19 protein-coding genes are annotated in these 20,045 nt (G+C 40.8%); 7 read left to right on the forward strand and 12 right to left on the reverse strand.

Annotation, left to right across the window (positions count from 1 at the left end):
- The 3 genes from AC1DPZ_RS07975 to AC1DPZ_RS07985 form a co-directional block, all read left to right on the forward strand.
- Window positions 1-629 (forward strand): glycosyltransferase family protein (locus AC1DPZ_RS07975; protein WP_477402454.1); only part of this gene is annotated, 629 nt, incomplete at its 5' end.
- Window positions 601-1,917: an O-antigen ligase family protein gene (locus tag AC1DPZ_RS07980; RefSeq protein ID WP_477402455.1), complete on the forward strand. Its 1,317-nt coding sequence runs from the start codon at window positions 601-603 to the stop codon at window positions 1,915-1,917. The genes AC1DPZ_RS07975 and AC1DPZ_RS07980, both read left to right, overlap by 29 nt.
- 48 nt (window positions 1,918-1,965) lie before the next feature.
- On the forward strand, window positions 1,966-2,886 hold the full coding sequence (locus tag AC1DPZ_RS07985; protein ID WP_477402456.1) for a hypothetical protein: 921 nt from the start codon (window positions 1,966-1,968) through the stop codon (window positions 2,884-2,886).
- A 39-nt stretch (window positions 2,887-2,925) separates the two neighbouring features.
- Here the strand turns inward: AC1DPZ_RS07985 and AC1DPZ_RS07990 are convergent, their stop codons facing one another.
- The 5 genes from AC1DPZ_RS07990 to AC1DPZ_RS08010 are packed head-to-tail and all read right to left on the reverse strand — an operon-like array spanning window position 2,926 to window position 8,530.
- Window positions 2,926-3,741: a class I SAM-dependent methyltransferase gene (locus AC1DPZ_RS07990; protein WP_477402457.1), complete on the reverse strand. Its 816-nt coding sequence runs from the start codon at window positions 3,739-3,741 to the stop codon at window positions 2,926-2,928.
- The gene (locus tag AC1DPZ_RS07995; RefSeq protein ID WP_477402458.1) at window positions 3,738-5,210 is read right to left on the reverse strand and encodes a B12-binding domain-containing radical SAM protein; all 1,473 of its coding nucleotides are present in this window, start codon (window positions 5,208-5,210) and stop codon (window positions 3,738-3,740) included. Before AC1DPZ_RS07995 ends, AC1DPZ_RS07990 begins: the two co-directional genes overlap by 4 nt.
- Before the next feature lie 4 nt (window positions 5,211-5,214).
- Complete coding sequence (locus AC1DPZ_RS08000; RefSeq protein ID WP_477402459.1) at window positions 5,215-6,264, reverse strand: radical SAM protein; 1,050 nt, start codon at window positions 6,262-6,264, stop codon at window positions 5,215-5,217.
- A gap of 3 nt (window positions 6,265-6,267) precedes the next feature.
- A complete protein-coding gene (locus AC1DPZ_RS08005) occupies window positions 6,268-7,014 on the reverse strand; it encodes a class I SAM-dependent methyltransferase (protein WP_477402460.1) in 747 nt (248 codons plus the stop codon).
- A gap of 16 nt (window positions 7,015-7,030) precedes the next feature.
- The gene (locus tag AC1DPZ_RS08010) at window positions 7,031-8,530 is read right to left on the reverse strand and encodes a B12-binding domain-containing radical SAM protein (RefSeq protein WP_477402461.1); all 1,500 of its coding nucleotides are present in this window, start codon (window positions 8,528-8,530) and stop codon (window positions 7,031-7,033) included.
- 129 nt (window positions 8,531-8,659) lie between these two features.
- On the opposite strand from AC1DPZ_RS08010, the gene AC1DPZ_RS08015 reads away from it, so the two are divergent.
- The 3 genes from AC1DPZ_RS08015 to AC1DPZ_RS08025 all read left to right on the forward strand — a co-directional run bounded on the left by AC1DPZ_RS08015 (window position 8,660) and on the right by AC1DPZ_RS08025 (window position 11,807).
- On the forward strand, window positions 8,660-9,454 hold the full coding sequence (locus tag AC1DPZ_RS08015) for a class I SAM-dependent methyltransferase (RefSeq protein WP_477402462.1): 795 nt from the start codon (window positions 8,660-8,662) through the stop codon (window positions 9,452-9,454).
- Window positions 9,455-9,525: 71 nt separating this feature from the next.
- Entirely contained in the window at window positions 9,526-10,692 is a 1,167-nt protein-coding gene (locus AC1DPZ_RS08020; protein ID WP_477402463.1) for an amidohydrolase family protein, read from the forward strand.
- Between the two features lie 2 nt (window positions 10,693-10,694).
- Window positions 10,695-11,807, forward strand: coding sequence for a glycosyltransferase family 4 protein (locus AC1DPZ_RS08025; protein WP_477402464.1), 1,113 nt, complete (start codon window positions 10,695-10,697; stop codon window positions 11,805-11,807).
- Here AC1DPZ_RS08025 and AC1DPZ_RS08030 read toward each other — a convergent pair.
- From AC1DPZ_RS08030 to AC1DPZ_RS08040, 3 genes are all read right to left on the reverse strand, one after another.
- Entirely contained in the window at window positions 11,793-12,848 is a 1,056-nt protein-coding gene (locus AC1DPZ_RS08030; protein ID WP_477402465.1) for a glycosyltransferase, read from the reverse strand. The two genes, AC1DPZ_RS08025 and AC1DPZ_RS08030, sit on opposite strands and share 15 nt — an antisense overlap.
- Entirely contained in the window at window positions 12,841-14,514 is a 1,674-nt protein-coding gene (locus AC1DPZ_RS08035) for an ATP-binding cassette domain-containing protein (RefSeq protein ID WP_477402466.1), read from the reverse strand. The genes AC1DPZ_RS08030 and AC1DPZ_RS08035 overlap by 8 nt, the downstream gene beginning before the upstream one ends.
- Before the next feature lie 255 nt (window positions 14,515-14,769).
- The gene (locus tag AC1DPZ_RS08040) at window positions 14,770-15,303 is read right to left on the reverse strand and encodes an OmpA family protein (protein ID WP_477402467.1); all 534 of its coding nucleotides are present in this window, start codon (window positions 15,301-15,303) and stop codon (window positions 14,770-14,772) included.
- Between the two features lie 315 nt (window positions 15,304-15,618).
- Here AC1DPZ_RS08040 and AC1DPZ_RS08045 point away from each other — a divergent pair, with 315 nt between their 5' ends.
- The gene (locus tag AC1DPZ_RS08045) at window positions 15,619-16,629 is read left to right on the forward strand and encodes a fatty acid desaturase (protein ID WP_477402468.1); all 1,011 of its coding nucleotides are present in this window, start codon (window positions 15,619-15,621) and stop codon (window positions 16,627-16,629) included.
- 117 nt (window positions 16,630-16,746) lie between these two features.
- Here AC1DPZ_RS08045 and AC1DPZ_RS08050 read toward each other — a convergent pair whose 3' ends face one another.
- The 4 genes from AC1DPZ_RS08050 to AC1DPZ_RS08065 all read right to left on the reverse strand — a co-directional run bounded on the left by AC1DPZ_RS08050 (window position 16,747) and on the right by AC1DPZ_RS08065 (window position 19,349).
- The gene (locus AC1DPZ_RS08050; protein WP_477402469.1) at window positions 16,747-17,334 is read right to left on the reverse strand and encodes an N-acetyltransferase family protein; all 588 of its coding nucleotides are present in this window, start codon (window positions 17,332-17,334) and stop codon (window positions 16,747-16,749) included.
- A 411-nt stretch (window positions 17,335-17,745) separates the two neighbouring features.
- Window positions 17,746-18,483, reverse strand: a complete 738-nt coding sequence (locus tag AC1DPZ_RS08055; RefSeq protein WP_477402470.1) for an SDR family oxidoreductase — start codon at window positions 18,481-18,483, stop codon at window positions 17,746-17,748.
- A gap of 74 nt (window positions 18,484-18,557) precedes the next feature.
- Entirely contained in the window at window positions 18,558-19,130 is a 573-nt protein-coding gene (locus AC1DPZ_RS08060; protein WP_477402471.1) for a Crp/Fnr family transcriptional regulator, read from the reverse strand.
- A 48-nt stretch (window positions 19,131-19,178) separates the two neighbouring features.
- Window positions 19,179-19,349 (reverse strand): hypothetical protein, encoded by a 171-nt coding sequence (locus AC1DPZ_RS08065; protein WP_477402472.1) that lies wholly within the window; start codon window positions 19,347-19,349, stop codon window positions 19,179-19,181.
- Window positions 19,350-20,045 lie beyond the last annotated feature (696 nt).

Here is a 20,045-nt window from a genome sequence, read left to right on the forward strand (position 1 = left end):
AGTATATTCCATATGGCGCCGATGTTTTCACCGAAATTGAACGCGAGCAATATGATTTTACAGAGGCACTTAAAGAGGACTATTTTTTGCTGATGGCCCGCATGGAACCCGAAAATAATATTGAGGCCATATTAGAGGGTTTTAATAAAAGTAATTCGGCTAAAACATTTAAAGTGTTGGGCGATACCAGTAACCGCTTTGGCAAGTTCATCACCAACAGATTTGCTAACGATGAGCGTATACAGTTTAAAGGTGCCATTTTTGATACCCCTAAAGTTCGGTCATTACAAAACAACTCCTACCTGTATTTTCATGGTCACAGCGTTGGTGGCACAAACCCATCCCTTTTAGAAGCTATGGCCAGTGAGGCTTTGATAGCAGCGCATAATAACCCTTTTAATAAATCGGTATTAAATACTGATGCGTTTTATTTTTCAAATGCAGCCGAGGTAACCCAACTGGTAGAGAACGTTCAACGCAAAGACCTTGAAAAAAGCATGGTGATGAATAACCTCGATAAAATCAAATTCCAATTTAACTGGGAACGGGTTATTGATCAGTACGAGGAATTTATTATAGAGAGCTATAAACATAAAAACCATGAAGCAATTGTTGCTGATATGCGATAATAACGCCAATAAGATAAGTTACTATCACGTTATGCTGCTGATGGCCAGTCTGCCGTTTGACAGGTTTTACAGCCATATCATACTGATAAGCCTTATAGTTCATACCCTTATACACCTTCAAAAAGGAAGCCTGGGATCGGTTTTTACGATAAAAACGGCTGTGATACATGCAGTGTTTTTAGTCACATTGATAGCTACCTCCTATACGCTTTACCGCCACGAAGCTTTTGGCGAGCTGATGTTACGCTTACCAGCTTTGCTATTTCCTGTGGTGTTTGCACTCAACAGTCTCGACCTGAAAAAATACAGGGCAAATCTATTGCTGGCCTTTGCCATGGTTTGTACGGCTACTGTAATTTACTTATATGCTGATGTGCTTGTAACTATAAAGTACTATCATTTACCCATAAAAAGTATTTTTTCAAAAGCATTTACCAATCATAATTTTTCGGAACCGATTGATATGCATGCTACCTTTTTTTCATTTCAACTGGTTATTGCATTGGTATATCTGCTAACCCTTTTGTTTAAACCCCTGGTACAACCTTTAAAAATATTTTACAGTATCTGTAGCTTTATATTGTTATGCGGGCTTATACAACTAAGTTCAAAATCCATATTGGCTGTATTGTTCCTGGTTATTAACCTGGTGCTTCCATATTGCATGCTCAAGGGTAAAAAACGACTAATATTTATATTAGCCATGCTCATCATATCAGCTTCAGCATTTACTGTAGTTTTAAATGTTTCATCATTCAAAGAGCGCTATATAACCAGTTTAAAAGAAGATCTTACTATTGCAAAACCCGGTGGAACTACCAATCCCCGTATGGCACGCTGGCATGTAGTGACTACGCTGATAAAACAGGAGCCATTAATTGGCCATGGTTCGGGCTCAGAAGTCCCGATGTTACATGACGCGTTTTTTAAAGTTAAACTATACAGCGCGTTTCTTGCTGGTTTAAACTCCCATAACCAATACCTCAGCTTTTTAGTAAAATCGGGCACATGGGGATTACTTGTCTATTTGCTTACACTGGGTTACGGGTTCAAAATAGCCTTTAAGAAAAAGGACCTGGTGTTTATCAGTTTTATGCTGGTAATAGCTGTTGTATCCCTGTCAGAAAACGTGCTGGATGCAGATAAAGGAGTTATGTTTTACAGCTTTTTCTTTACCTTTTTATTGTTTTCTGATAACTCGAAAGCGCCTTCCGTTACTGGCAAAAATAAAGATGAGGAATATTTAAAAAAGATGGCAACCAACAGTTTACCAGTTACGTCATACTAATATATGCAGATTCGGTCCATTTTTAGTCAACATTTAACCATCAACACAGTGTCAGAAATCAAAAAGAACATATTAGCTACCCTGGCCTATTTTGATGCGTTTAATTACCCGCTTACCCACGATGAAGTTTGCCTGTTTTTGCCTGTAAAATATGATTGCAAAATGTTTGACGACGCATTGACTGACTTAATGAGCAGCCGGTTAATATTTCGTTTCGACAAGTTTTACACCCTTAAAAACGATCCATACCTGGTGCAGCGTCGCAACAAGGGGAACCAAAAAGCTTTTGAAATGATAAAAACCGCGCGTAAGGTTGGCAATTGGCTAATTAAGTTTCCTTATGTGCGTGGGATTGCTATTTCAGGCTCCCTGTCAAAAAATTATGCAGACGATGAATCCGATATTGACCTTTTTATTATTACAGCCCCCAATCGCCTTTGGATTGCCCGTACGCTGATGCATTTTTTTAAAAAATTAACCTTTTTGGTTAATCAGCAGCATTGCTTTTGCATGAACTATTATATTGACGAGAGCGGGCTTGAAATTGCAGAAAAGAACATTTATACCGCTACCGAAGTAGTAACACTGATACCAATACAGGGTGATACCACCTTTGCCGATTTTTTTGTTGCAAATGCCTGGACACGCAAATATCTGCCTAATCATATTATGCGGATGTCGACGGCTAAATCATTAAAAATAACTATTTTAAAAAGTTTCATTGAATTTTTACTAAACAATAAACTGGGTGATGGATTGGATGATAAATTAATGAACGTTACAGCGGGCAGGTGGAACCTTAAAACACAACAAAAAAGACTGAACAACCACGGTACTTTATTGGCTATGGCCACAGGTAAACATTTTGCCAAACCCGATCCTGAAAACTTTCAGTTTAAATTAATAAGTCGCTTTGAAACTAAAGTTGCGCAATTACTGGAAGAAAATCAGCATAGTGTGGCTAATTGATAAAGCAGGCGCGTCCGGAAAAAAAATCACGGAGCGTACCTATTTCTTTTCCAGCGAGATGATAAAGTAATCGCCCATATGCTTCCAGGGCCATGTGCTTTTTAGTTTGTCTTCCTTATTCGCCAGGAATTTATAGATTTTAGGATACTTTTCGCCAAAGCCCTCTATGTATGACGGAGGTACTATGGTGCATAAACCCTCCACTCCTAAAACTTTAAATGAACTATGTAAAATATTAATAATGAATGATTTATTGTAATAAAAACATTTAAAGTAGGCGCCTTCTACATGAGCCAGCCTGCCCTTGCTGCTAAATAAACGCCTGAACGCTGTTTTAAACTTTCCCTTAAAAACAAGTAAGGTTTCCCATAAGCAAAATGGAGAAATGATAACCAGTGTTACCTTTCCCCCAGGTTTTAAAAGTGCATCAAATGATAATAAAACCGTATCCAGTTCCCCCGTACAATTCAAACCGCCGAAGTTGGAAAAAATATGGTCATACGGCCCTTTTTGCTTTAATTGATTAAGCTGGGTAAATGAGCAGGTTTCAAAGCTGATACGGTCGCGGTAAGGTGCAGATTTTTGCTTAAGCACATTTTGCATCCCCGTTGATACATCAGTAGCATGAACATAATGCCCGTGTTGGGCAAAAAATACAGCGTCTTCGCCGGTGCCACTATTAAGTTCAAGTATCCTGCTGCCGGGTTTTAAATATGGCATTACGTGCTCCCTTACCCTTGTCCTTTTATAATTAATGATGGTATTGTTTGAGTAAATTTCATCAAATACACCCGATTGCCTGCTGAACGCATCAGAAGCATTAGTCTCATTATTTATCAGGCTAATCTCACTCATACCGCTTTTTCTAATTTAGTTAATTTAAAACCTGCTATCAATGTAGCCGGTACGTGGTATATAAATGATGCCGCCTTTCTGAGGCGTTTTAGATTGGAGTTCAACGGGTTTTTGAGCAGTTTAACCAGGTTATATTTAGCCAGGTGCAAATGGTAATTCTGGTGTACATATTTGTGCAGCTGTTTATAATAAGCCGGACTAAAAGTATTGCTAAACATTAACGCCATCTCGTCAGAATCTGTCCAGTTGGTTTTTTGCTGCATACCGGCTTTAACTTTTTCATAAAATAAAGTACCCGGCAGCGGGTATGATACAGATATGCCTATTTCGTGCGGCAACAGTTCATTGATCATGCTGATAGTAAGGGCGATATCCTCTTTTGTTTCGCCAGGATACCCGAATTGGATAAAGAATGAAGGTTTTATACCATGCTTTTTCATTAACAGCGTTGCAGTGGAAATCTGTTCAATAGTAGTTCCCTTATCCATACTGTCCAATACCTTTTGCGAACCACTTTCGGCACCTATCCACACGTTATCGCAGCCCGATGAAGCCAGTGCGCTTACCTCTTCATCAACCAATAGCAGATCGGCGCGGGATTGGATCTTGTATTGCAGCTGCAACCCTTCCTGCTCAACCAATTTGGCAAACTGTTTTACCCAACCCGGCTTCAATCCAAATATGTCGTCGCAAAACCAGATATGATCCATGTTGAACATCCTTTTCAAAAGCTTGAGCTCCGCAATTACATTTTCGGGGCTGCGGGAATTATACCGGTTGCCGTAAATAGGCTTGGCGCACCAGTTGCACTTAAACGGGCAGCCGCGTGTGGTACCAACGTTCATGGAAAAATAGCCAACATGATTCATCCAGCTTTCTCGGTAAGGGCTGATATCAATTAAATCCCAGGCTGGTAAAGGCAATGTATCCAGATCTTTTAATACAGGGCGCGCCACGGTTTTGAACGGTGTGCCATCCTTTAAATAAGCCAGCCCTTGTATGTGCGAAACATCTTCAGCGTCGTTTTTAATAGCATTTGCAAGCTCGAGCAGGGTTTGTTCGGCTTCTCCGATAATCACAAAATCAGCGCCTTCATTTAAATATTCTTTATACCGGTCGGTTGAATCTGAACTGGAAACTATCACCGTGCAACCCTGCTCTTTGGCCAGTTTACACATTTTAAAAGCGGCCTCGCGCATATTGGTAAGGCACATTTTGGTGAGGTAATTGAACCCGTCATCGTAAATTACAAAAAAGCCCGGCCGGGTTTGTTCAATCGTAGGTATAATCTCTTCTGCTGAGTGCGAAAACATGTTATCGAAAAATGAAACCTCATAACCGTTGGCACGCATATTTGAAGCAGCATATAAAGTTCCCAAAGGCGCATATGGTTGCCCCATGGCCCATTGCTTGGGATCAAACCGTAAAAAATAGGAATGTGTGAATAATATGTTGTTTAGCTGTTCCATAAATTTAAGACAGATGAGTTAGTGGCGACAGGTTAAGCGAGCAAACGCATTTTACACAGGTAGGATGCGTTGACGTATTTAATGACCTGCGAAACCCGATAGCCTCCGGGCTATTCAATATATTGATTAATGAGGTATCCCTGATATTACCTATTGATTCTAAAAAGAAGCAGGGCCTTACCGTACCATCGGCTTCCACAACGGTAGATACCCAGGGTGCGTTGCATTTTTTAAACGGGAATTCGTTTAAGCCATAAAAGGCCGCGTAGTAATGATATATGTCCTGGATCTTCTCCTTGCTTTCGGCAATAAAACCGTTATGAAATTCTTTATCAAATTCGGTAAATAAAGAACTGATGACTTCGCAAAGTTCGGGCAATTCTTTTTCCGATAACAGGATCTCGTGCTGCTTTGGCTCGGCCCAGACTTGCTGGCGGTTAAAGGCATGGCTGCTAACATCGGCAGGCAAAAAGCTTACCTGGTTTAGTCCCATCTTTTTGGCTTCGGTTATGATAGCCGGCCAGTTGCGGTAATTAAGGCGGTGAATCACCGTACGCCCGGTAATGCGATAGGAAGGGTTTAGTTTTTTGATATACTCCACCCCTTCCTTAAGCTTTTTAAAGGCATTGGGAATATTCCTGATGGCATCGTGCAACGCTTCGTCGCCATCAATGGATACAATTACCTCGCTAACGTATTTTAAAATATCATCGGCATTGTTTTTTATTGATAAGCCGGTAGTAAGCAATACCACACTGATCCCGGCATCTTTTAAAATCCTGCACAATACAAAGAAATTGCTGTTCAGCAAAGCTTCCCCGCCAGACATGAGCACCTGCCTGGTACCCAATGATTTAAGGGACGCTAATAAACTGCTGATATCGTCAACTGTAAGTTGCTTTAGGTTTTTATTGTCTTTCCAGATATCGCACATTACACAACGGCAGTTGCAGGCGCTATGAGGCATTAATATTACAATAGGCAGTGCCGATATCCTGTGTGTTTGCAGGGTACGGTAGCGCTTAAAAGTATGTAATATGGTTTGCACTGTCATTTTTTAGGGTTTTAGTTTAATCCAGTAAAAAACACCTTTCCTGGTTAGCCTGTTCCAAAAGGTGGTTGGATCAAAAATGGTTTTATGCTTAAAATGCAAGATGTTTTTTAAGGGATGATGAAAATATTTAGCTGCCATTTCCGGGAAACCCAGGGAGTTGTAATACTCCAGGGTTCTTGCCTGCGCAGTTTCCAATTCCTGTGCATGGTAAAAGTGGGTATCGGTTATATGCACTCTTCCGGCCTTGCTCATTAGTGCAAAAGCATCAGCAATTACATCTTTTAATGAGGGGAAATATTGTATTGAAGCCGCAAATATGATCACATCAAATTTTACAGAACCGTTAAATGTATTGCTATCAAATGAACCGTGGATAAATTTCAGGTTGGGCTTTATAAATACGCGCTGTGCCTGTTCAATTTCTATCCGGTTAGGATCAAGCCCGGTTACACTGGCATTCGGAATATTGGCAAGCTTTGAAGAAAGCCAGCCATTACCGCAGCCTACTTCCAGGATGTTAAGTGACCTTTGCTCTTTTTTAAGGTGATTGATAAGTTGCTCCGAAGAACGCTTTCTTATTTTCCATTCTTTGTAATGCTTATGCCCTGCATCAATATCGGGCAAGCGGGCTACCTGTTTATCGCTGTATAATCTTCCTTCCTTATTACGCACAGCAACGTACATCTCCTCAAATGCTTCGCCGGCAGTTTGGGTTAAATTGGGGGCTATATTATTTCTGTTGGTCTTCAATGGTTTTGTAGGTTAATTAAAATCCCTGTATTTCGGGCTGCCGGTATTTCCAGAATCTTTGCAGCAATTTTATTTCGTAAGGGTACTTGTATAGGCCGGCCTTATACCGCAAACCCGAAATAAACGTCATCAGCTTTCTTTTCAAATTGCTAAGCCTTATATCGGTAACTGTTGGATATACGCCATTCAATACAGTTTCAAAATTTCTTATCTTATCTACCATTTGGGGTTTTAACCATGGGGTGAGCGGATTTTTGCGCATATCGAAATTTTCCCAGGCCGGGCTCATCCAATCTTCGAGGCCCTGTGGATATTTAAAACCCTGCTCCTGAACCTGCCTGTATAGTTCAGAACCTTCGGTAGGTACGGGTGTGTAAGTGTATAATACAATCTCGGTATGTGGATTTACGGCCTTAACCTTTTTTATAAAATCTATTTCGAAATCTATCTGGGCCTGTACCTTTTCTGCTGTCGGAGCCGGTGTTCCCAAAACAAATGAATATTCGGGAATGATATCAAACTGCTTTAATCGTTCGGCAAAATGGATGATCTGTTCGCCGGTTTGCGTACCGCCTTTATCCAACTGCTCCAAAATGTCGTTGTTACCGCTCTCTGCACCAAAAAATATAATCTTGCAGCCGGCTTTACGGATCTGTGCCAACGAGGCATCACTGAACTTATCCATGGTATCAATACGGGCCATTCCCCACCATGTCATGTTTTCGGGTTCTATCAGTTTTGCAAACTCAACGGTTCTTTTTTCTGATACAAAGAAATTATTATCATGAAACTCTATGGCATCTGCACCCCACCTGTCTTTAATATACTTAATATCCTTATAAACAACTTTTGCCGATTTTGCTTTCCAGCGGGCTTCATAAATAGGCACCACAGCGCAAAAAGAACAGGTAAACGGGCAACCGATACTGGAGTGGTAAGCCATGGTATGCTCGCCTAAATAAGTTTTACCCAGGTATTTGTCTATAGGATAAAAGTTATTAAGTTTATCATATGGCAATGGCGGTAAAGCATCCTGATCTAACAGGTCTTCCTTAATTGTTTTGGTGATCTTGCTATCGGTTTTATAGATCAGGTTTTTAATAAACCCATAGGGCTCATGATTTTCAAGGGCATCTATCAATCGTGGGAAGGCGTGATCCCCGGGGCCGTTGACGATAAAATCGACAAATCCAGAGCTTAAAACCGCATTTGGCTGGCTCGAAGGGAAGTATCCTCCCCATATCATGGTGGTATAGGGGTATTTTTCTTTTATTTTTTTTGATAAGGGAATGGCTTCCCGCAGTTGCGGGCCTGGCATCACCGTAAAACCAACATAGCCAAACTCGCCGGTTTTTAAATAGCTTTCGATCTTTTGGAATGGATCTGCCTCGCGATTGCCGTCAACTATCACCCAGTCGTACCTACCCTCAACAGAGGCTGCGATATTTAAAATAGAATTAGGGATGCGGTGCTTGGCAACAGCGCTTTTAGGATTGTAGAGTAATATCTTATTCATACATCTATTTGTTAATTAAATAAATGCGATGGGCTTTTACACCCATCGCTCCTAACCCAGATCAACTATAAAACTATTCTTTATACATTACGCTGCATAATTGACCGGGGTTGCCTGCTTATAATAAAAATGACGGGCAACCATATAGCTTTTTTGCCCGTTATTGTTATAAAACCCGTACAAATGCTGGCTACTATCAAAAACTATATTAAAAGCAAGGTAGGCCCCCCTGCCATTACAGAAAAAAGTGTAGTGGAAGCTTACGACCTATGGGCATCTGATTATGATATGCAGCCCGGAAACTTAATGCTGCACCTCGATAAAAGATTATTTGAAAGCCTTATTGAAAATGTAAATATTAAAGGCAAACAAGTGGCTGATATAGGTTGCGGCACAGGCAGGCAATGGCCTGCAATTTTAGCTAAACGACCGGCCGGCCTTACGGGCTTTGATGTATCGGGCGGTATGCTTGGTAAACTAAAGAATAAATACCCGTTGGCACGTACCTGCCAGATTAAGGATAATACTTTTGCAGATATTCCGGATGCTTCTTTTGACATCATTGTTTCAACGCTTACAGTGGCGCATATTGAAGATATTGAAGAGGCTTTGCAGGCATGGTGCAGGATGCTGAAACCCGGTAGCAAAATTATTATTACCGATTTTCACCCGCATACATTGGCAGTTGGCGGCAAACGTACTTTTAAGCACGATAATACCCTGATGGCTGTAAGAAACTATGTACATCCTATTTTTACTATAAAAGATGTGCTGTTAAAAAACAATTTTCACGTGGTAAGCCAACAGGAAATAAAAATTGACGATTCCATGAAATCGTTTTACGAAGACGCGAATGCTATGCATGTTTATGAAAAGTATAAAGGTTTTCCGGTTATTTATGGTATTCATTTAAAAAGGGATTAAATAAAGTTAAAAGCAGCATGCACAAAGCTTAAAGCCTATACCAAATTGTGTGAATTAATAGTTTAACATAGATGATACTGCATAATGTGAGGTTGGCCGATAGCGGAAAGGTGGTAAACATTGATATCAATGGGAGCAAAATAACCGGCGTTGGTCCCGATGATATTACTGATGATAGCCTGCAGCTGTATTTTGAAGATTCCATTATCTTCCCCGGCCTTATCAACTCGCATGATCATCTTGATTTTAACCTTTTCCCGCAGTTAGGTAATCGCTTTTATAACAACTACACCGAATGGGGAACTTACATTCATAAGGAGTTTAAGTACGAAATAAATGCCGTACTTGCCATTCCGCAACGTTTGCGTACACTGTGGGGCATCTACAAAAACCTGCTCTGCGGGGTTACTACTGTAGTAAATCATGGCGAACAATTATTTGTTGCGCATGCGCTGATCGATATAATTGAAGATACGCACGACCTGCATTCGGCGGCCTTTGAAAAACACTGGAAAATAAAGCTGAATAATCCGTTTAACAGGAAGCTTCCGGTTGTGATACACACCGGCGAGGGAACCGATGAGCAGGCCGAAAAAGAAATTGACAGCCTTATCAGCTGGAATAAACTGGCGCGCGACCTTATCGGCATCCACGCGGTGGCCATGACCAGGGAACAGGCCCCCTATTTTAAAGCCATTGTGTGGTGCCCTGTGTCGAACTATTTCCTGCTGGATAGAACCGCACCTGTTCAGAAGCTGAAACCTTTTACAAACGTCCTTTTTGGTACCGATTCAACCCTTACCAGCGGCTGGAACATCTGGGATCATATTCATACGGCGCAGAATACCGGGATGCTTAAGGATGAGGAATTGTATCAAGCCCTGAATAAAACAGCTGCAAGCGTTTGGAAAACAAATAGCGGTGAAATTATGGCAGGCAAATATGCCGACCTTGTAATTGCAAAAGCAAAGGGCCAAACAGGTAAATACGATGCCTTTTTCGCTGCACAGGCAGCCGATATCCAACTGGTAATACATAAAGGAAACATCCGTTTGTTTGACCAGGGATTATTGCCGGCATTAGCTGCTGAGCTTAAAGGAAAGCCGTTTAGCTTGATTAAACTGGGCGATGCGTACAAATATGTGGAAGGAGATATAGGTAGCCTAATCTTATCCATTCAATCTTATTTATCCGGCGCTGTGTTCCCGGTAACATTTATACATCATCAAATACTGTAAAATTGATAAAACTGGTCGACCTTACTTATCATTCACACCTAAATTATACCCGGCCGCAACAGGTAAAGGAAAACCACGCCCCTGCCATGGCTTTTGCCGCTTATCTTAAAAACCGCATCGATATTACTTTTTTTAAGCATGCATCTTTTGAGCAGCATGTAGTAATGGACGATGTTCCTTATTATTTTTTTAAGGGGAAAAACCGGTTCTGGTCGGTTTCTGTTAAAACACATTTATTTATCAAAAAACTTAAGCCTGATATTGTACTTGTACAGGGCTTCATGTTTCCGTTGCAGGTAATGTTTTTAAGGTTGTTTTGCGGTACAGGTTTTAAAATATTGATTCAGCACCATAGCGAATTACCGTTTGGCGGAATAAAGGGTTTATTTCAAAAAATAGCATGCAGTTTAGCAAACGGCTTTGTTTTTACAGCTACCGGGGATGCTGTGCCATGGCAAAATGCAAACATCATTAAACCGGGTGCAAGTATATTTGAACTGTTAGAGGCATCAACCAGTTTTACGCGAATGGATAAGCAGCTAAGCAAAGAGCGCATAGGAATGAACGGCGAATGCAACTTTTTATGGGTTGGCAGACTAACCCAACACAAAGACCCGCTTACTGTTTTAAACGGTTTTGAACAGCACCTGCATGTAAATCCTGCGGCAAAACTTTATATGATATACCCGACAGAGGACCTGCTGAACGAGGTAAAACAAAAACTTAATTCAAACCAGGCTTTATCAAAAGCGGTGAAATTGATCGGCAAAGTACCTAATACCGAATTGCCGTACTGGTATAGCGCAGCCGATTGTTATGTATCCGGCAGCCATAAAGACTCCACCAGCTATGCCTTGTTAGAGGCTCTTGCCTGCGGCTGCACCCCGGTTATTACCAATATGCCCTCCTTTAAAAGGATGACGGGAAATGGTAAATATGGTTTTCTGTACACTCCAGGTGCTGCCGGCGACCTTGCCCGGTTGTTGGGAATTATTGCAGGCACAAACCGCGAAAAACTTTCTAATGCCATTATAAGGCACTTTAACCAAAATCTAACTGCAAAAAACATAGCCGATGACCTGGTTAATATTTGTAAAACTTTAATGACCAAATAAAGCGGCCACCCTCGCGGTTACAGTTTTAAGTGGATAAACCAAAACCGGTTCATGGGCCAGGTTTTTATTTTTAAGCAGATCCTTAATTATTTCCGGTAACTGTTCCGCATTATCGGGCACATAGTGTTGAGGCGGGCGGGCATTCATGCCGTTAACCAGGCTCACTACATGGCATCCCGCATATAAGGCCTCACTTAAAACAGTACTATAACCTTCATAGGAAGATGTGTGCAAAAATACCTTTGAGCGCTGCATCATGGCAAGTACTTCCGGGTGTTGCAGTTCTCCCATTAAGCGAATATTATTTTCCAGTTTTAGCCTGCTTATCTGCTTCTTAAGATTCTCCATTTCTGGCCCTTTACCACAAATAACCGCTTTTATATTGGGGAATTGAGCAATTAAGTTTTTAACTACTTTAATAAACAAATGATATTGTTTAAGCGGGATAAGGGAACCCGCGCCCATGATATCAATATCCCTTTCAACAGGGATCGTATTAAAAAGCGCAKTTTCAATACCTGTAGGAATGGTATGTGCAGGCAATATCCCATAATTTATCCTGAACTCATTTGCCAAAAAATCTGATATGGCTATTAATGATTCCTTTGCAGGTTTTATCCGGTGTACGTACTCGTTGCCTGCTTTAGCATCCTGGCCAAGCAGCCATATATAATGCGGCAAACTGTACTTTTTTGCAAAATGGTCGCCAATATAGGCGCATTCTCCAATCCAAAAACTCAGCAGCCCCGCCAGTTCATAGGTGTTATGCAGTTTTTTTAAGGTTTTCCATACACGCCTCCAGGTAACTAATCTGAATAATTGTCCCCGGCCCTTACCCCCAAGTGGTATAACATCAACTCCATACCAGTTATATCGTGAAGTGGTAAAAGGATATTGAAAAGTGACTACGATAATATGCAGCTGCGGGTTATTCTGTTTTAAAGCTTTTACAAAAATTTGCATGGGTGGCACACAGGTAGTATCGTTACTATCTGCCGGGAAGCCCGGAGTTAATATCACTAATGCTTTTAACTTATTCATTTACAAGGGGAATTATTTTGTTGCAGTAAGTTAAACTTGCAACATTGTGCGTAATAAATAATATGATCTTGCCCTGGGCAGTTAGTAGCTTTAATTGGTCAAGTATAGCGTTTTCGGCTTGCTGATCCATTTCGCCAAAGGGCTCGTCCAGTATCAGTACATCAAAATTATGATATAACGCCCTTGCCAGCGCTATACGCTGCCTTTGGCCGCCACTCAGGTTTTTACCGTTTTCCCTGATTATCTTATTTATCCCTTCAGCATAGCCCGATAATAATGGCTCAAGGCCGCAAAAGGTTATTACCTCAGCCAGTTTTTCGGGGTTGTGTTGTTTATCGGTAAGGGTAATGTTTTTAAGGATAGTATCATGAATAAAAAAAGTTTGTTGTTTTACATAGGCGATCTTTGTCCAGTAATGCTGTCTTTTTATGGTATCTGCAGGCCTGCCGTTTATATCGATGTAACCGGATTCGGGGGTTAAAAAACCAAGGATCAGGTTTATGAGCGTGGTTTTGCCGCTGCCGGATGCTGCCGAAAAGCCCGCGAAATCGCCTGTGCAAACTTCAAAGCTAATCCCGTTTAATACGGTTTGTTCTTTATAGCTAAAACGGACATTATTAAAACGGATAGCGCTGATGGGTTCATCAATATTAAGCAAATCGTTTTTTGCAGGTACTTTTGATTCTTTTATCGCAAGCAGATCATTTAAAGTAAACTCGTAGGTTTTTATTTGGCCGCTGCTGTTCAGGATCTTGATAATTCCCGGAATGATCTTATAGGCCGCGGCCATAAATACACCGATAGTAAGCATACTTATCATAGGGCCATGGGCCGAAAACTTATTAACGAACACCAAAATAAAAAAACCAAATATGGCAAACACTTCAACCAGTCTTGATGGCAAAGCCTGCAGGGTTTGCTGTGTGGCGATGTTATTATTTAATTGCTGTTGGTAATTGTTATACCTGGCGGCCAGGAAATCGCTTGTGTCATAAATATTGCTTTCCACAAAGCCCGATAACGATTCCTGTAAATACTGGATGCTCTTTTCACTTGTTATTTTGGTATGCACCCGCACCTGTTTTGATTTTCGCCGGATGAAGTAAGCCAGGATAATTACCGGTGGTACCAGCAACATCAGTAGTAATAAAAACAATATCGGCTGGTAAATTAATATTGCGCCAACAGTAAATAAAATGAGGATGCTTTGCGATATGATCTGCTGAACGTTGTTTAGTATATAATGACTGAACTCGATAGGTTGCTGACTGATCTGCCGGATATGTACCGATGAATCAACATTTATAAATTTTATATAATCGTCTTTAAGATAATGTAAAATATTTCTTTGGGATAAGCGCGAAGCTACCCCATAAAAAAAGTGATGCTGAAAGCGCATAATAAGGTAACCGAACCAGTTTTTTAAACAATACAATGTCAGGAATAAGCCAATAAGCAGTACCGAATCCTGGTTGAACCAGGCGTTGGGAAGCCAATGGTGGCTAATGGGCTTGCCCGAGGTGTAGAAGCTGATAACGATTAGCAGTAATCCTAAAAATAAAATATCAAGTATGCTGATAAGCACATCGAACAGGATGAGCCTGTACAACCTGTTTTTTTCCTGCTTGTTAAGCAGGGTTAAAATTCCTTTAAAAATATGCTTCAAAACGTTTGATAAAGTATTGTTGTTAACGTGCCTGGAAGCTGCAGCCCCTCCCCGGAAAGGAGGGCTTTAAAGGCTCTTCCAAAGTCTCCCTACCAGGGGAGATTTAGACGGGATATTTATTCATTTATTTCCATACCCCTTCTAAACACGTTTTAAACATTACGAACTTTAAAGCATAATGGTTGCCCACTATAAACTAAAATGCCCCGGTGAGGAAATCCACCGGGGCATTTTTGTTTATAAAGCTGATTTTTTCTATTGATTTAGCTTGATCTCGACCCTGCGGTTTAAAACTCTTCCTTCTTCGGTTGTGTTATCGGCAATTGGTTTGCTTTCGCCATAACCTTTAACGGTTAAGTTACCGGCACTGATACCGCTGTTTACAAGGTAAGTTTTTACAGAGTTGGCCCTTTCAACAGATAGTTCCATATTACGCTGGTCGGTACCTTCGGCAGATGAATTACCGTTTAATACAAACTTTACGGTAGCGTCTTTTTTCATTTCAACCACAGCCAGATCCAGGGCCTGGTATGAACCGGTTTTTAATACAGCAGAGTTAAATTCAAACTGGATATTGCTGAAATTATAGTTTGGTTTTGCGGGTGGCGGCGGCGGTGTTTGCGCAGGGGCCGGTGCAGGCGGCGGTGTTGGTTTTGGAGTTGGCGCATACATTTTTTCGGTTTCTACCGGGGCCGGCTTTTCCACTAATTTCTTGGCCTTACAAGCAGGAAAAGTAATGGCCGCTAATGCAATAAGTAAAGGAAATAACTGCGTTTTTGAAACTTTCATAGTTAAGTTTAATTTTTTAGTAAACATAAAAAAATAATCGCTATTCAGCCTAAACTGGTATAACGGATATATAAATAAAAGGAATATAATGACAATTTGTTGGCAGATGTCCTAAATCCTTTGCTGCCAGTTAAAACGGGAAATTGCCCGGATAAGTATTTATCAGCTTACTACACATAAAAAGTTTTGGCAAGCGCCGGGTTAAAATGTGCTGGTAATATTAACCAGGTATTAATACGTTGTTAAATTAAGTACAACTACTGCCCATATTTTTTAAAGATTTATTTTACTTTGCATTAACCTAAATACATCATTATGAAAACAAGTACTCCATTTGAAAGCATCCAAACACCTGATATTCATTTTCTGCGCCGGATAGCCGTATTAAAAAAATACCCGGAGGTAAGGCAATTAATGGGTTATGATCCATGGGCAGCTGTACTTACATTTTTTATAGTTGTCGGGCAAATTAGTTTTGCCTGGGGTGTTAGTGTCTGGTTCCCCTCTTTTGGGGCTTACTGGTGGCAAATAATCCTGTTATCATACATAGTTGGCGGTACTATGAACCATTGGTCGGCAATGGCTGTGCATGAAATGGCACATAACCTTATGCTGAAAACCCCGGCACAGAACAAAGCACTTGCAATTTTTGCTAATATCCCTGTTTTAGTGCCCGGAGCAATCGCTTTCAGAACCCACCATATGAAACACCACTCCCATTTAGGTATCGAAGATATAGATAACGACTTCCCCAGCCATTGGGAAGTTAAAATGGTAGGCAAATCGGGAATCAGGAAGTTCGTTTGGCTGTTTTTTTATATATTTTTCCTGTTTTTGGTACGTGGTTTTGATACCAAACCTACACGCGGGGAATGGGCCAATATCATTACACTGATAATTACCGATGTATTGATCTTTGTTTTTTTGGGGAAGATAGCCATCATTTACCTGTTTCTTTCTACTTTATGGGGCTTTAGTCTTCATCCTGCGGCCGGGCATTTTATTCACGAACATTTTATTTTCCGGGAGGGACAGGAAACTAATTCCTATTACGGCTGGCTCAACCTGGTTTGCTTTAACGTAGGTTACCATAACGAGCATCACGATATCATGAACATTCCCGGCCGGCTTTTACCGAAGTACTATAAGATCACCAAAGATTTTTACCAGCACCTGGATTCAACCCGATCATGGACCCGGATGTTTTATGATTTCATTACCAAACCCAGCCTGGGTGCCGATAAACGCTACGTGCGTAATGAGGAGGTACGCAAGCAGGGCATAAAAATCGCCGAAGTCATGAAGCGGGAAAAGGAGTTGGTGTAAGTAGCATTTGTCATGAGTTATAAAATTTAGCGAAACTCTAAAGGGTTTGTCATTCTGAACGTAGTGAAGGATCTATTCGCAGACTGTACAGGGCGAAGAAGCATAACGAATATGCGTTCAGGACGACAAAAGGTTTCTGATATCCCACACAACCACATTCCAGTCCTCCAACCCATCGTTGTGGCTGCTTACAACCTCAAACCCCATTTTTTGGTGGATCTTTAACGATTTGATGTTCCTTATAGCTACTTCTGTTATACAAAGTTGATAATCTTCCGCTACCTGGCTGGCCGTGGCGTTGTAAAGTTTGCTTAATAAACCCAGGCCGCGAAAATGTTTATCAACACAAACCTGTCCCCCTACAAAAAATTTGTAAGCTGTTAAAGGCTTGCCCCGGTATTGGTTTTTATGAAACTCCCTGAACATGGGTGCAAGGGTGGGAACTTCATTTTCCATGGTAGCAGTCATGGCCAGGTTATAGCCTACTACTTGGTTTTTATGCAGTGCTACAACCTGTGGTATCTGCGATGCCATTAATTGCAACAAGGGTACAGTATGCTCTGCAAAAAGGAAGCCTTGCTGTTCCTGTTGCTCGATGCTTAGTGTTTTGCACAGGTTTTGACTTTGTAACCGAACTATCTGCTCAAAATGCTCCCTTGATGTTGCGGGTTGAAATGTTATTTCTGGTAGCGTATTTGTATTCATGCCTGGGCAAATGTCTTATTTTACGGGAATTTGTGCAAGCGTAAATTAAATTTGAAATGATTATTACCCTGTATTATCAAACATAAACTATGGAGAAATTACACTTTGCGGTTAAATTACTATCGCTCCGTCCTACTTCCCCAAATGATATGACTGATGAGGAAGCACTATTATGCGCTTATACCAGGGTGTAAGGATTATACTGGTGTTTGGCCCGGTGATGGATCCTGTAGGCGTTTATGGGTGGGCATATTTGAGGTTGATAACGAAGAACAATTGAAAATTATCATATCCGACGACCCGCTACCAGTTTTGCTAAATATGAATACTATAGAACGATGGCAGTTATGCCTCAAAAATAATTAGCAAAGCCTGGCACTTTTTACTACCGGCTTTGCTTAAAACGATTGATTAAACCAGCACAGAGCCGCCATCGGTAACCAATATTTGACCGGTAGCGTACTGCTGTTGCATTAAATAAAGATAAGCCTGGGCTATATCTTCGGCCTCGCCTACCCTTTTTACCAGTAATGAATTACCAATTTGCATGTACATGTTATCTCGTTCGATCGCACTCATATTGGCCCAAAGGTTTGTTTTTACCACACCTGGCGATACCTGGTTAACGCGTATAGGTGCCAGTTCAACAGCCATAGCCCTTGTAAAACCTTCCATAGCTGCGCAAATACTTGCCCCTAAGGACCATCCCGAACCTGGACGAGGGCTGGCAATACCACCCGTAAGTGTGATTGAGCCACCCATGTTGATATAAGGCGAGGCATATTTCACCGCGGAGAAAGCTCCCCAATAACGCAGGTTGAAAAAGCTACGCGCTTCATCAACGACTGTATTGCTTATTTTGTTTAGCTGAAGGTTTTCTCCGGCGGTATAAACTAAGTGATCAAAGTTGCCGATAGTTTCAAATAAACTTTTTATTTGCTGCTCGTTAGTTAAATCCACTGCGTAGCCGGTATTCCCGGCTGGTAATTGTGCTAAAGCTGCATCAACACGCTGTTGGTTGCTTGATACAATGATCACTTGCGCGCCTTGTGCGGCAACAGATTGAGCTGTTGCAAAACCGATACCTGATGAGCCGCCTAATATTAGCACTCTTTTGTTTGTTAAATATGCATTGTTATTGCATTCCATAATGTTAAATTTTAATAATACAAAGGTCTGCAGTAAAACAGCAAAGCCACTTAACAAATGGTAAAAAGCAAAATTTAACGGATATTTTTCCTTATGCGGCTGAGTGATTGCGGCGTTATGCCCAGGTAAGAAGCGATATCATTAAGTGGTATACGCAAAGCGATATCGGCCTGTCGCTCCATAAATAATTTGTATCGTGCGGTTGAATCCTGCCCCAGATAGGCGTTTCTAACCTGTATTTTTTCCAGTRAAGCTTTATGGGTAATATCATCAATTAAGCTTTTAAGATAAGGAATCTGCTGATACAATGCCATGAGCCTGGTGTGGCTAACTGTCATTACTGTAGTGTCACAGGCTGCCTGGATGCTTTCTTTAGCCGGCACCTCGTTAACGAAGCTGTTCAAAATAGTGCAAAATTGGTTTTCCTTCAAAAAATAATGGGTAACCTCGTTGCCTTTATCATTTACCATCATAATACGCAGCACGCCATCAACAATAAAAAACAATTGTTTGCAAACGTTGTCGCCTTTAAACAGATTGTCGCCTTCATTAAAGGTTTGTACGGCAAACGTATCTGTAATAAGCACCTGGTCCTGGGGCGAAAGGAATTGAAATGATGACAATAACGAAATGAGCTTATTTGGCATAATTCAAAATTGCATCATTTATTAACTATCAGCAAAATAAAATTACCGTTACTGCTTTTTGTTTTCATCCATCATTTCCAGCCAGCCATCTTTGGTAACAGCATATTTGGAGAAGTCCCGGGGCTTTTTGCGTTTGATGTTATTGGTTTTTGAAGGGCCGCGTAAGGGTATAATCAGTACACATAAAAATGCGAAGATCGTCAATGCAGAAATCATCATAGAATAGCTTTTTAGCTACAACCGCGTAAGTTGTAATTGCCTGGATATTAAACATAATGATTGGTTGAGATCTTCTTAAGTAAAACACCGGGGCGATTAATTCCTTTGCTTTACAATCTCATGCCCCAATATAGGTAAAAGCTTCCTAAAACCATCACACTTATTTTTCTTCGCCTGTAAACTGTAATTGGCTGCAAGTTTCCGATACCAAGCATCAGCATTTACAAAACACGACTAAAAACCACGGATGATTGCCGCTACATTATTACCACAGCATAGGGTTAGTATTCCTGAATGATTGATTAACAATACATTACCGGTGTAATTAATATAGAAATATAAATTGCCTTAGTACACTTTTATTTAGGTAGCTTTGAATTGTTATGCGGTAATATTATTCCGGGAGTAGCTGTCCCTCATTACTGCGGTTTCAAAACATCAAATCACACAAATAAATATAAGATCTGGAGGTATTGATCCCCTGCTCTTAAGATCCTTCAAAGCCCGGGTAAAAGAACACCTACAGGGGCTTTATTTTTTATATAGATTAAGCATATCATGGAAGAAAGAAAGTATTTAACTACCTGGAAAAGGTACATGCCCGTTATCCGTCTGCATTTGAAAAAAAGCCTGAATGAAGATCAACAAATTAAACTAAACATAACTGATTTTGAATCTGCGGGCGATCGTGGGAAA

This window comes from Mucilaginibacter sp. P4_G9 (assembly GCF_056400985.1).